This window comes from Alteribacillus sp. YIM 98480 (genome assembly GCF_009765375.1).
Lineage (GTDB): Bacteria > Bacillota > Bacilli > Bacillales > Marinococcaceae > Alteribacillus.
Genome location: NZ_VTOK01000001.1, coordinates 293,285 through 306,893, shown reverse-complemented (window position 1 = coordinate 306,893; position 13,609 = coordinate 293,285). Strand labels below are relative to the sequence as shown.

The 13,609-nt window shown below is 39.3% G+C and carries 13 protein-coding genes; 3 read left to right on the top strand and 10 right to left on the bottom strand.

All coding sequences use genetic code 11. The annotated features are described in order from the left end of the window. Positions 1 to 9: 9 nt before the first annotated feature. Both FZF09_RS01320 and FZF09_RS01315 read left to right on the top strand, forming a co-directional pair. Positions 10 to 768, top strand: coding sequence for a fumarylacetoacetate hydrolase family protein (locus FZF09_RS01320; RefSeq protein ID WP_158734761.1), 759 nt, complete (start codon positions 10 to 12; stop codon positions 766 to 768). A 15-nt stretch (positions 769 to 783) separates the two neighbouring features. Then, positions 784 to 1,161, top strand: coding sequence for a 5-carboxymethyl-2-hydroxymuconate Delta-isomerase (locus FZF09_RS01315; protein WP_158734760.1), 378 nt, complete (start codon positions 784 to 786; stop codon positions 1,159 to 1,161). 217 nt (positions 1,162 to 1,378) lie between these two features. Here the strand turns inward: FZF09_RS01315 and FZF09_RS01310 are convergent, their stop codons facing one another. From FZF09_RS01310 to FZF09_RS01300, 3 genes are all read right to left on the bottom strand, one after another. Next, positions 1,379 to 1,936 (bottom strand): NADPH-dependent FMN reductase, encoded by a 558-nt coding sequence (locus tag FZF09_RS01310; protein ID WP_158734759.1) that lies wholly within the window; start codon positions 1,934 to 1,936, stop codon positions 1,379 to 1,381. A 76-nt stretch (positions 1,937 to 2,012) separates the two neighbouring features. Then, the gene (locus FZF09_RS01305; protein WP_158734758.1) at positions 2,013 to 3,593 is read right to left on the bottom strand and encodes an ATP-dependent acyl-CoA ligase; all 1,581 of its coding nucleotides are present in this window, start codon (positions 3,591 to 3,593) and stop codon (positions 2,013 to 2,015) included. A 127-nt stretch (positions 3,594 to 3,720) separates the two neighbouring features. Then, a complete protein-coding gene (locus FZF09_RS01300) occupies positions 3,721 to 4,197 on the bottom strand; it encodes a nuclear transport factor 2 family protein (RefSeq protein ID WP_158734757.1) in 477 nt (158 codons plus the stop codon). Positions 4,198 to 4,579: 382 nt separating this feature from the next. Here FZF09_RS01300 and FZF09_RS01295 point away from each other — a divergent pair, with 382 nt between their 5' ends. Then, positions 4,580 to 5,632, top strand: coding sequence for a zinc-dependent alcohol dehydrogenase family protein (locus FZF09_RS01295; protein ID WP_158734756.1), 1,053 nt, complete (start codon positions 4,580 to 4,582; stop codon positions 5,630 to 5,632). 159 nt (positions 5,633 to 5,791) lie between these two features. Here FZF09_RS01295 and FZF09_RS01290 read toward each other — a convergent pair whose 3' ends face one another. The 7 genes from FZF09_RS01290 to FZF09_RS01260 form a co-directional block, all read right to left on the bottom strand. Beyond that, positions 5,792 to 7,285 carry an aldehyde dehydrogenase family protein gene (locus tag FZF09_RS01290; protein ID WP_158734755.1) on the bottom strand — a complete coding sequence of 498 codons (1,494 nt, stop codon included), beginning with the start codon at positions 7,283 to 7,285 and terminating at the stop codon, positions 5,792 to 5,794. A 400-nt stretch (positions 7,286 to 7,685) separates the two neighbouring features. Beyond that, positions 7,686 to 8,381, bottom strand: a complete 696-nt coding sequence (locus FZF09_RS01285) for a response regulator transcription factor (protein WP_158734754.1) — start codon at positions 8,379 to 8,381, stop codon at positions 7,686 to 7,688. Between the two features lie 117 nt (positions 8,382 to 8,498). Continuing rightward, complete coding sequence (locus tag FZF09_RS01280) at positions 8,499 to 9,845, bottom strand: MFS transporter (RefSeq protein ID WP_158734753.1); 1,347 nt, start codon at positions 9,843 to 9,845, stop codon at positions 8,499 to 8,501. A 33-nt stretch (positions 9,846 to 9,878) separates the two neighbouring features. Beyond that, positions 9,879 to 11,465 (bottom strand): AMP-binding protein, encoded by a 1,587-nt coding sequence (locus FZF09_RS01275; RefSeq protein WP_158734752.1) that lies wholly within the window; start codon positions 11,463 to 11,465, stop codon positions 9,879 to 9,881. Positions 11,466 to 11,501: 36 nt separating this feature from the next. Further along, positions 11,502 to 11,915: a Zn-ribbon domain-containing OB-fold protein gene (locus tag FZF09_RS01270; RefSeq protein ID WP_158734751.1), complete on the bottom strand. Its 414-nt coding sequence runs from the start codon at positions 11,913 to 11,915 to the stop codon at positions 11,502 to 11,504. A gap of 66 nt (positions 11,916 to 11,981) precedes the next feature. After that, entirely contained in the window at positions 11,982 to 13,151 is a 1,170-nt protein-coding gene (locus tag FZF09_RS01265; RefSeq protein WP_158734750.1) for a thiolase C-terminal domain-containing protein, read from the bottom strand. A gap of 30 nt (positions 13,152 to 13,181) precedes the next feature. Next, the gene (locus FZF09_RS01260) at positions 13,182 to 13,586 is read right to left on the bottom strand and encodes a hotdog family protein (RefSeq protein ID WP_199256739.1); all 405 of its coding nucleotides are present in this window, start codon (positions 13,584 to 13,586) and stop codon (positions 13,182 to 13,184) included. Positions 13,587 to 13,609: the final 23 nt, after the last annotated feature.

The window sequence follows — 13,609 nt, the reverse complement described above, 5'->3', positions numbered from 1 at the left end:
GGAATTATAATGAAACGAGCACGCGTAGCAGTTGGCGGTGCTATTCACGAAGCATATGAACATGAAGGGAAAGTAAGACTAACCGACGGCCGCTTGTTTTCAGAGGAAGAAGTGGAATGGTTACCGCCCGTTCAACCGCAAACTGTCTTTGCATTAGGATTAAATTACGCCGACCATGCCAAAGAGTTATCTTTCAGCGCACCAAAAGAACCATTAGTGTTTTTAAAAGGGCCGAACACCTTTATTGGACACAATGCTTCTACTAAACGACCTGAAGAAGCAACGAATATGCACTATGAATGTGAACTTGGTGTTATTATCGGTAAAACGGCTAAAAATGTAAAAAAAGAAGATGCCTACGAGTACGTTGCTGGCTATACGGTTGCAAATGACTATGCGATTCGAGACTATCTCGAAAATTATTACCGTCCAAATCTTCGTGTGAAAAATCGAGATACCTGCACACCCATCGGACCTTGGTTTGTTGATCAAAGCGACATCAAAGATCCTATGAATCTGTCACTAAAAACAATCGTTAACGGTCAAGTAACCCAGGAAGGTACCACAAAAGACATGATTTTTTCCATTCCAGATTTAATTGAATACTTAAGCCATTTTATGACTTTAAATCCTAACGATGTCATACTTACTGGTACGCCAGAAGGCCTTGAAAAAGTAAATGCTGGAGACGAAGTGGTTACTGAAATAGAAGGCATCGGTGCCCTTAAAAATTACATTATTAGTGATAAACAGTTTCAAAACTCATAAAAAGGAGGAGTTTACGTGCCTCATTTCATAGTGGAATATACTAATAATTTAAGAGAAGATGGTGAGATAAAAAATCTGTTAAAGAAAATCAACAAGATATTAATCGAACGAAGGGATGTCTTTCCAATCGGGGGCATCCGTTCAAGAGCCATTGAACTACAAGATTACGTGATTGCAGATGGTACGGAGGATGACGCTTTCGTACATGCTCAATTAAAAATCGGTACAGGTCGGTCCCAAGCAGAAAAAACAGAAGCTTGCGATGCCATTTTTGAAGAAATGAAACAACACTTTTCAGGTCTGTTTGAAAGACGATATTTGGGTCTTTCATTTGAATTAGTGGAATTCCAAAATGGTACGTACAAGCATAATAACATTCATACACGTTTTTAGAAAAACTTGGCTTGTCGCCAAGTCCTTAATGGCGAAAGCCTTATATTTTCTTATACTTTAACCCTTTAATAAAGTTAAACTTTCTTAAAGATAAAAAATAAATATTTCTTTTTTATATAAGACTGTTTGAGGGAGATTCTTCCATATTATTGTACCCCCCCCCTCAAACAGTCTCATTTTATTTACAGGTCATTGTGCAAAGCAGCACAAATGATTCTCACTTTCTTGAAGAAGTTGCAATTTTGGTTAAGTTTTTACCCATAAATGCTAATTCATTAGCAAGTGCTGTTAGTTTCTCTGATGTTTCCTTATCAATGATCTCATTATTATTTCCGAAACTACTTCGGTGAATAAGCATATTATTTGTTGTGACATAGGCTTGATAATATCCGGCAATTGTTTTTAATTGATTTTCAATGACAAAATAGTGTTCACTAGATCCTCCTGTCGCCACAAAACCCATTACTTTTTTATGAAAGACAGAAGGAGGAATAAGATCCAGGACATTTTTTAATGCTCCAGACATCGATGCATTAAAAATCGGTGTTCCTATAATATATATATCTGCAGAAGACATCTTTTCAATTACTTTTCTCGTGTCTTCATTATAATGATGTGTCTCTCTCCCATCACAAAATTCTATCCTATATTCTTTTAAATCAATACATTCAGTTTCAATTGATGTATCTGCTTTTTTAACTTCCTCTAGTATATGATGTATGACTGCCGACGTTTTTGAACCGATAATGGTTCCAGATAGCCCTATTATTTTCATATCATCCACTCCAAATATTTGATTAATTGAAAAAGATTCATTACATTACTCCCCTATCACATCACCAGCTGCTTTTTTATACTTTGTAGCCAACAAGTTCACGGTCCCACGTGTCATCTGTCACACCATCTTTTCGCAGTTTGTATTTCTCAACTCTTAAAGAAGTATTTTTTGGCAGCGTCTTCAAATATCTAATATAACGAGGTACTGCAAAGTCAGCCATGCAAGTTTTACAGTAATCGAGCAAATCCTCTGGTTTTAGCTCTTCACCATCTTTTACAGTGACTGCCGCAAGTACTTCTTCCTCTGAAAGCTCAGAAGGAACACCGATCACAGCAGATTCTCTAATCTTCGGGTGATTGTTCAACACCCTTTCTACTTCATACGATGAGATGTTTTCCCCTTTTCGCCGTACTACATCTTTCTTTCTATCTAGGAAATAAAAATAACCGTCTTCGTCCACCCGACCCCGGTCTCCCGTGTGAAACCACAGATTTTGCCATGCTTTTACGGTTGCTTCCGGCATTCCATAATATCCAGAGAACATAATAGAAGGCTCTTTTGGGCGAACGACGATTTCACCGGCAACACCTGGAGGACACGGTTCATCATTCTCATCATGGATCTCAACTTCATAAATTGGCACTGGTTTACCGCAAGACCCTACTTTAAATGTATCAGCGTGGTTGTAAATGGCCGTTCCTAGTTCCGTTGACCCGTAAACTTCAGAGATTTCCACTTGAAAACGTTGAATGAAATCATGATATATTTCTACTGGAGTTGGTGCTCCATATGCTTTTTTAACGGGGTTATCTGCATCATTCGGTTTTCTAGGCTGTTTCATAAGAATCGTCAGCATCGACCCCATAAAATTAAAAGAAGTGATTTGCTCCTTTCTGCAAATATCCCAAAATTTAGAAGCAGAAAACTTTTCATGCATGACCACGTCACAACCAGCCAGGAGCGCTGTCAAAACAGTTGTGTAGCGGGCATTAATGTGAAACAACGGAAATACGGTAAACAGACGATCTTCCGGACCATAGTTCATTAGATCACAGGCTGTCTGAGCAAGACTAAAATTTGCCCGGTGGCTGAGAATCACTCCTTTAGAAGGTCCAGTTGTCCCTGACGTAAATAAAATAAGTGCTGGATCTGTCGATTGTATGTCAACTTTCACTTCGTTATCACTAGCATTCATCATGAGTTTTTCAAAAGAGTAAAAAGAAAAACGATCCTCTTTCATCTCTGCCTCTTCTCCTATTACAATGACTTGTTGAAGATGGGTTAGTTCACCGGATAATTCTTTCACTCTCTCTACCCATTGGGAAGAAATTACTAGTGCTTTACATTCCGCTTTGTTAAGAATATAAGCCAACAAATCTCCGCGAAAGGCGACATTGATAGGTACTTCTATCACACCTAATCTTGCCAGACCGACCCATGTTGCTAAAAATTCAGGACTATTAGGAAGCATAACTGCACAGGTATCTCCCTTTGATAATCCCAAAGCAGCTGTCATATGACTCACTCTATTTCCATCTTGATGCAGCTCTTGATACGTAAGGTCACAGTTTTCAAATCGTATAAAACGTTCGTTAGGCTTGTTTTCCGCACGATGTTCTACAATTTTTCCAAATGTCTCTACTCCTTCGTACATAATTCCACCCCTAAATCATGTTCAAAATTATTTCCAATGCTTATAAAGATTGTAAGTAATTACATTTATTTTGGTTTAACCTTGAACGACGATAATATCTACAACGCCAACACCTGCCGGATAGCAATTATGGCTTTATTCTACTTTCAGGTGTATTTGACCATGGCTCAAGTACAGGTGTCATATAATGAATTCGTAATTTCCTCTCTGTGAACCTCCACTTGCCTGTGCGATTGCTAAAACTATCATAATACGTTGCTGTTATAAGTAAGGGAACGCCTTTTGCATTTGTAGCAGTTGCTTTTAGATCTGCAACAGCTGTGGCAGTTCCGTTGTCTATATCGATTTCTATAACTGGATTTAAAGTATGATGGTGATTCTCAAACATACTCTTCCAATTCGATTGTATTTTCTCTAAAATTTCTTGTTTATTATTAGCAGCTGATGAAGGATCTCCTAACTCCCACACTGCATCTTCTTCCCAAACATCCATAAATAATGGTTCATCTTCCTTGTCAATACCATGACAATAGTTAGCCATTACTTCTTTAATTTCTTCACGCGCTTCCAACTCTAATAATCTTGCTTCTAATTTTTTTGACATTTCTATTCACAACCTTTATTTAAAAATAAGACTTCTTAAAAATTTTACTTTAATGATAAAAAAGTAGAAATTTATATTTTTGATTATTTTGAATATAAAGAATTTATAATTGAATTATAATATGAATTATTGATCTTATCTATCCCCTTTAAAGAGTTGCCTCCCCCCCATTTTTGGGGTTTAACATAAAAAAAGCCAGGCATCAGTTTATCTTTTACCAACTAATAATTGCTTCCAATAACCTATGAAGCAGGTGCTGAAGCTTAATCACAATACCCCTCATCTGGTGGATAGCATCCATACTAAATTAGTAGTTTTCAGAATTAACTGAAAAAATTATGATTACATTATAACCTAATCTGAAAGGACGAGTGAAATAATTATGAAAGCACTAGTGGTAACTGAACTTAAAAAAGATCTAGAAGTTATGAACATGCCTGACCCATCCTTGACTCCTGATGGGGTTGTTATCCAAGTGAAAGCCAATGGAATCTGCCGAAGTGACTGGCACTTATGGCAGGGAGATTTCAGCTGGGTGGGCTTAGACTTAGAGTTACCTCACATACTAGGACATGAATTTTCAGGGGTGGTTGAAGAGGTAGGAGGAAATGTCACAAACATTAAAAAGGGAGATCGTGTCGTTGTACCGCATGCCCACGGAGACGGAACGTGTGAATATTGTATCACTGGTCATGCCAACTTGTGTGAAAGCCCTGCGATTGTTGGCGTAACGTATCATGGCGGCTTTGGTGAATATGTACACGTTCCAAATGCGGATCAAAATGTTATGCGTTTACCAGATAATGTAGGCTATGAAGCAGCAGCAGGTTTAGGCTGCCGGTTTATGACGGCTTTTCACGGCATTGTCGACCAAGTAAGTGTCAAACCTGGTGAATGGGTTGCAGTTCATGGCTGCGGCGGAGTTGGCCTTTCTTCCATCCATGTTGCTACCGCTATGGGAGCTAATGTTATTGCGGTAGATATCAACGACGAACCTTTAGCACTTGCCAAAGAACATGGTGCAAAAGTAACCATCAATGGAAAAGAAAAAGATGCAGTTAATGAAATAAAAGAATTAACGAAGGGAGGCGCTCACGTAGCTATAGATGCTTTAGGTATCACGGCAACTTGCCAGAATGCAATTTATAGTTTAAGAAAAAGAGGACGTTTATTGCAATTAGGGATGACCTCGAATGCCGAAAAAGGAATGATCCCTTTACCAATAGATCTTATAGTGACAACAGAGCTTTCTGTAAATGGCTCTGCGAATATGCCTATATCACGCTTTCCTGATATGATGAGGATGGTTGAAGGCAACTTTTTGCAGCCAGAAAAACTGATTACAAGAACAGTTGGGTTAGAAGAAGCAGGCAAAGTACTAGAATCCATGAGTACTTTCCAAAGCCCTGGTGTTAGTGTCCTTAATAGATGGTAGAACAAGCTTAGGGGGTGTCCCAAAAGTTGATCATTCATTACTTTTGGGGCGTCTTTTTTTATTTTTATTTGGTTATAAAAAAGAAGCCGTTACCCGGGAATAATCCGTGTACACGGCTTTGCTCTTACTTTTTTAATCGATAGACACCTGTTATATTACCTAATCTAAGTTAACCCACACATTTTTTATTTCGGTATACATGTCAATAGCAGCTGAACCATTTTCTCTTCCAATTCCGCTCTGTTTGTACCCGCCAAATGGTGATGTAGCATCGATGACATTATACGTATTTACCCAAACATTTCCTGTCCTCATGGCGTGCGCCACGCGGTGTGCTTTTCTTACATCTGTCGTGCAAACTCCTCCGCCTAACCCATATTGAGTTTGGTTTGCTAATTCGACTACCTCGTCAATAGTTTCAAACGGAAGGGCTCCTACAACCGGACCGAATATTTCTTCTTGAGCGACACACATATCATTGGTGACATTAGCAAGAACGGTAGGTTTTACAAAATACCCAGAAGAAATTTCTTTTTCGTCACCGCTTCCTCCTTCTAATACTTCACTTCCTTCTTGTTTCGCTAGATCCCGATATCGATTTACTCGTTCTAGCTGTTCTTTAGAAACGAGCGGACCTAGTACACTTTCAGGATTAAAACCATTTCCTACCCGGAAATTTTTTGAGTACTCTACTAAATCACTTACAAAACGATCGTATATTTTTCTTTCTACAAATAATCGCGAACCGGCACAGCACACTTGTCCTGAATTCCAGAAAATTGCATTCGCTGCATTAGCAATGGCCTGATCATAATCAGCGTCAGCAAATATGATATTAGCGGACTTCCCGCCAAGTTCAAGAGATACTTTTTTTACATTTACTGCTGAAGATCTCATTACCTCTTTCCCTACTTCAGTGGAGCCGGTGAACGCTATTTTATCCACTCCAAGGTGTTCGGTTAAGGCAGCACCTGCAGTCGAACCAAAGCCAGAAATAATATTAACAACACCATCTGGAAAGCCGGCTTCTTGAATTAATTCTGCCAGTCTCACCCCACTTAGGGGGGTCTGCTCTGCCGTTTTTAAAACGACTGTATTCCCGCATGCTACAGGAGCTGCTATTTTCATAACGGCATTGATAATCGGCGAGTTCCAAGGAATAATCTGACCGCAAACACCGATAGGTTCCCTTCTTGTATAATTAAACAATTCTCCTGGGATATTATTAGGCACCGTGTCTCCTTTTATGATAGAAGGCCAGCCCGCATAATAACGCAAGTGGCCGACAGAAGCCATCACAAAGTTTTTTGCTCCTTCTAATGGAACCCCATTATCAAGGGTTTCCATTTGTGTCAGTTCTTCTATATTTTCTTCTATTAAATCGGCAAGTTTATGCAGCAGCCTTGATCGTTCAGCTGGCTTTGTTTTAGGCCATGGTCCCCCGTCAAATGCTTTCCTGGCCACCTGTACGGCAAGATCAACGTCTTCTTTTCCAGCTTCAGGTACCGTAGTGATGGATTCACCGGTTGCCGGGTTGTATGTTGCAAATCTTTTACCCGAAAGAGCATCCACGAATTTTCCATCAATGAACATTTGCTTCGGTGTCGAGGTAAACTCGGCCACTTTAGAATTCAAAGCAGTCATTGTCGCCATATTAAAAACCTCCGTTTATCATAAGTTTTTTATAATATTCCATAATAAATGAATCTATCTATTATGGAACTACACACTTTGATAACTTCATTCCTCCTCTTTTCTCCATAATTAAGGAAATGTCTAAAGGTCATATCACTCGCAACCTTCACCGATCGATACTTCCATACTATAATTTTCTATAAACTATGAATATTCCCAATATTATATGGGATTCTTCCCTCAAAAAGAGGTGGTATGTACGCTGGTTTATATTTACCAAAATGAATTTAGAAAAAACTAGGGCTTTTCGCCAAGTCCTGATAGCAGAAGCCCTAGTTTTTCTTGTATTTTGATCTTTTCACAAAGTTAACTTTTCCTAAAGTGACATAAAGAATAGGTGTCTTTAATGATATTTTATTTATGAAATTAAACCTCTTCTTAGTAATTCCGCCACAGCTTCGACACGGTTATTAACTTCTAATTTTTTAATGACAGATTTAATATAATCTTTTACTGTAAATTCACTAATGCCCATAGAAACTGCCATTTCTTTAATACTTTCTCCCCAGGAAATTCTTTGAATGACTTCGGTTTCCCTTTTGCTCAAGCAACTGATAGATTGTCCTTCTATATTGCTCTCAATCAATTTACCTGCTAGTTTCCCATACAGGGTTGTGTTAGCTAGCAGTTCTTCGCTGCAAACAAAGTCTTTCTTACACTCTCTCGCCACAAAGTAGCCGATAACATTCATACTAAAACTAATTGGGACGATGAGATGCTCGTTTTGCTCATTTGGATTCGTATAAGCACAGCCATATTTTTCAAAAAATTCGCATTGTGATATAAAAATAGACTTTCTTTTTTTAACTGCATTATAAATAGGGGGCAGATTTCTAATATCATCCCTCACATGGCCGATATAAAAAACACCCTCTGAATTGATTTTTACGACTCCTTCTACCACATATCCAAGAGGTGAGTATCTAAATAGATGCACTTCATTAAATGGAAAGAGTTCTATCATGCCTTGCGATATCCGTATGAGTTTCTCATTATGATCAAATGACTTATCAAGACAATGTATATAATTTTTAACTGATTGGACTTGAATCATTTTATAACCCCTTTCTAAATATATAGAAAGATCCTGTACTAACTTCCAATCTTTACATTACGGAACATTCAATCACCTGCTGTAAAACAGATCCATTCCAAGAAGCTTTAAAATACTCTATTTAGCTGATTCGGCATAATATTGGTTGTTTATATTTTGGGTACTTAAATCACTATACTTTTCTTGTACAAACCATATGGCTGCAGCGGCAATAAATCCTGGTATGGCAAATCCTATAAAATTAAGGTGAGTAGGTAAACCCCATTCTAAAAGTATTCCACCCATCATTGGACCTATGATGGCACCTACCCTGCCAATTCCAAGAGCTGAACCAATGCCAGTAGACCTAACGTATGCTGGATAATACATAGTAATATAAGCGTTGTTAATGACTTGAGTACCGGTGGAACCTGCCCCAGCCAATGCTACCAAAGCATATAATATAATGGTTCCTGGCTGAAACCCAAGTATTACTAGACAAAAGGCTCCACCAGCAAAGAAACTAACCAATATGCCTTTAGATCCCTTACGATCTGCCAGCCAGCCGCCTCCTATTTGACCAAGTATGGCCCCAAAGTTTAAAGCAAATAAAAACATTAAACTAGAAGTTAGTGGATAGCCTGCTTCTACCATTAATTGAGGCAGCCAGGTACTTAATCCATACAACATTAACAGAGCCATAGCAGTTGCAATCCAAAAAAGCACTGTAGAGATTCCACGTCTTTCTTCAAATAATTTTGCTACCGGCAAACCTGGTTTAGGTAAAACTATTTCATATGTTTCATCCTTTTGAGGAGTGTATGAAGGGCTTAAGTCTGTTAATATTTTCCGGACAGCTTCCAGATCTCCTTTTGCTACCAAGAAATTTAAAGATTCCGGTAACGATTTCATTATGAAAGGGACGGCAAGCAATGGAAGTCCTCCGATAAAAAACATCCATTCCCAACCTATATTTGGAATTATATATATCCCTAATAAAGCTATGGTGACCCCTCCAATAGAAAAACCGGCACACATGACACCAACCAGCATTGTCCTTATAGATTTGGGTGAATATTCCGATGTGAGCGCTACAACGATGGGCATAATACCCCCTAACCCCAAACCGCCAATAAATCGATATATGGCAAAATCAATGGGACCTTGAGCAAAACCCGTGAGCAGTGTCATAAAATTAAAGAGAATAAAACAAAAAATAACTACTTTCTTTCTTCCTAATTTATCGGCCAATATTCCACAAGAAAAGGCTCCTATTAATGCCCCAACTAAAGTTAGGCTGCCTATGAAACCAGCTGTGCCAGGTGCAAGACTCCATTCTTCCGTTAAGCTTGGTATAACGGATCCGAACACAGCAAGATCATATCCATCACACCAAAGAATAAAAGCACACCAAAGTAAAACCTTTAAATGAAATCGATTAAATTTACTTTCATCTACTACCTGTGCTGCATCAATTTTTTGCATTCTATTTTCCCCCTCCTCCATTTTTCTTCCACTTTATCGATGAACTGTATAACCGATGCGTTCACGATCCCATGTGTCTGATGTAACACCTTCTTCTTTCAGCTTATATTTTTCCACTCTTAAAGAAGGTGTTTTAGGAAGCGTTTTCATAAAACGAATATAGCGAGGAACAGCAAAATGAGCCATTCGGGGCTGACAGAAATCTAAAAGTTCCTGCGGCTTTAATTCGTTTGGTTCTTTTACCACGATAACAGCGAGCACCTCTTCTTCAGATAGTTCAGATGGAACTCCAATGACAGCCGCTTCTTTTACCTTAGGATGTTCGTTAATAACTCGTTCGATTTCATAGGAAGATATGTTTTCTCCTTTGCGGCGCACCACTTCTTTTGCCCTGTCAATAAAGTAAAAATAGCCATCTTCACCCATACGGCCGCGATCGCCTGTATGGAACCATAAGTTTTGCCAGGATTTAACCGTAGCCTCTGGCATACCATAATAACCTGAGAACATAATCCACGGTTCTTTTGGACGTACGACTATCTCTCCAACAACACCAGTTGGACACTCCTTATCATTCTCATCATGAATTTCCACGTCATAAAACGGAAGAGCCTTTCCACATGAACCTTTTCGAAACGTTTCTGCCCGATTAATCATAGCTAATCCTATTTCTGTTGAACCATATGCTTCTGTAATTTTTATATTAAATCGTTGTTGAAAGCTTTCATAAATTTCAAGAGGCGCCGGAGCTCCTTGAATCTGCCGGATAGGATTATCAGCATCATCTGGCCGCTCCGGTTGTTTCATTAATATATTGAGCATAGAGCCCATATAATTGAAGGTTGTTATGTGCTCCGTACGGCAAATCTCCCAAAATTTTGAGGCAGAAAAACGATTGTGCATTACAACTGTACTATCAGCCATTAAAGCCGGTAATATCGTCGCATATCTGGCATTAACATGAAACAATGGAAACACCGTGAATAAACAATCATCCGGACCATAACTCATTAGCTCGCAGCATGCAGAAGCAAGAGCAAAATTTGCTTTATGACTCAGTATAGCCCCTTTAGAAGGCCCGGTTGTACCGGAAGTGAAAAGAATAAGCGAAGGATCTTGCGGTTGAATCGTCTCACGTACTGGATCCATTGCAGATTCTCCGATAAGATCCGTGTAAGAATGCCAATTCATTTTTTTAAAAGACGGATCATAATCGTCACCTACGACAATGACATGCTGAATATGTTGCAAATTTTCTGAAATAAATTTCACTCGTTCCACCCATTGAGAATCAATAATAAGAGCTTTGCATTCCGCTTTATTAAGAATATAGGTAAGCAGATCACCACGGTATGCGACATTTATTGGTACCTCTATTACGCCAAGACGCGCAAGCCCCAGCCAAGTTTCGAGAAATTCAGGACTATTTGGAAGCATAACGGCGCATGTATCACCCTTTGTAAGGCCCAACGATTTTACCATATTTGCTGCTTTATTGCCGTTTCGATGAAATTGTTCAAAAGTCAAATCCGTATTTTCAAAACGGACAAATGTGTCATGAGGACGAAGATTTGCACGATGCTCTACTACTTTTCCAAATGTTTCTTTACCGCTGTACATTTGAACCTCCAAATTAAAATATTTTGTATTTCTAAATCACTTTTGAGGAACGAATTTAGGAATAGAAATACCCTCAGACCAATCTTCAAATACTACGTTTACTTTCATACCGATAAATACTTTTTCTGGTTCACACTCCACTATATTACTCATCATGGTCGGGCCTTCATCAAGCTTGATCAATGCTACCACATAAGGTGCTTCTGCCTTATAGGCTGGTGAAATGGGCCTTCGGATAACCGTGAAACTAACTACTCTTCCATTACCAGACACAGTGACCCAATCCATATGATCATGAGAACAATGAGTACATATCATTCTTGGATAAAATTGATAATATTCACACTTAAGACATTGTTGGATGACTAATTGATGATTACGGCATCCTTCCCAATAGGGAGCTGTTTCTTTGGTTGGAGTGGGAAAATTTTTTCCGGAGTGATCAGCCATCGTTCTCCTCCTTGTTTTTATTTTTTTAAAATAATGAACTGATATTTTTAATTTTAGCTTTCTTTGTTAGTGTTTCTCCCTGCCAAGTATTAGTGTAGTGTGACTTGATAATATGCCGCCCTGTCCATGTACCAGCGAAACTTTAGCATCTTGTACTTGCCGATCACCCGCTTGGTGTCTAAGCTGTGCTACTGCCTCGGTTAAGGCAAACATAGAACCAGGATTTCCAGGATGACAATGCGAAAGTAATCCACCGTGTGTATTAATTGGCAGCGATCCTCCTAATTCCACATTACCGTTTTCCACAAATGCTCCACCTTCCCCCTTCTCACAAAACCCTAAATCTTCTAATTCAATTAACACAGTTGGGGTAAAACAATCATAAATTTGAGCGACATCTATATCACTTGGTCCTACACCAGCCATTTCATAAGCGCGCTGGCCGGATTCTGCTGCTGCTGAAGTGGTAAGGTTGTGGGCCTGGCTTATATGTTCGTGACTATGTCCTTCTCCCGCTCCTAGTAAATAGACAGGAGGATTTTTAAAAGAAGTTGCTCGTTCTGCTGAAGTAAGTACTACGGCTGAGCCGCCATCAGAAATTAAAGAGCAATCTAATAAATGCAAAGGATCCGCAATCATTCTTGAATTTAAAACATCTTCTACTGTTATGATATCCCGTTTTTGTGCAGCGGGATTAAGATTTGCATGCTTACGACCGGCAACAGCAATGGCTGCAAACTGTTCAGGGGTAGTCCCATATTCTGCCATATGAGCTTGCCCTGAAAGCGCATAAAATGCTGGAACAGTGGGACCATATGGTATTTCAAATTGCTGGTGACCCGTTGAAGACTGCATAGCCATCGCCTGTTCTTTGGATAAACCACTGTATAGGCTGTCTGCCATTGTAATTAACACGGTATCGCAAACCCCGGTAGCAATGGCTGATGCCGCGTGATGCAGAACAGAAAATGTCGTGCCTCCTCCTGTGCCAACCCCTAGACAATAACGGGGAAAAATCTGCATATATTCTGCAATTGCTTCTGCATGATACATATAAGGTTCAGCCATCGAATTACATGTAATCAATCCATCTACTTGTTCTTTATCAATCCCAGCGTCATCTAGCGCACGCAGTGCTGCATCCACACAAAGCTGGGTCGCTCCCATATGTGGAACAACTCCTACTTCCGTATCCGCAGCACCAACTATTGCCACTTTTCCATTTAATGAACTCATGTGTCATTTCCCTCTTTCATCTGTTAGTTGTTAATATTTCACAACAGCCGTACCAGGGACAATCTTTTCATCTTTCTCATTTTTTATATAGACTTCAAGCTCCAATTCCCTGTTTTGCTCATCACAAGAGAGTATTTTGCCTCCAGACCAAAGCGTTTCTCCTATATAAGCTGCCTTGCGGTTAGAGTATTCGATCGATGTTAACTTCCCTTCATCCCCGATCCATTCCAGCACACACTGATGAAGCCAGTCTCCCATTAACGGTCCTGCAACTACTAAGCCAGGATAGTTTTCTACTTCCGTAGTATAAGGTTCATCAAAATGGATACGATGGGCATTAAATAGTACGGCATTATATAAAAATGATTGCACGTTATCTGGTTTGAATGCTCGTTCTGGTAATACATCACCTGGATTGCCTGCCATTTTTGTCAATTTCTAACACCTGCCACTTCAAA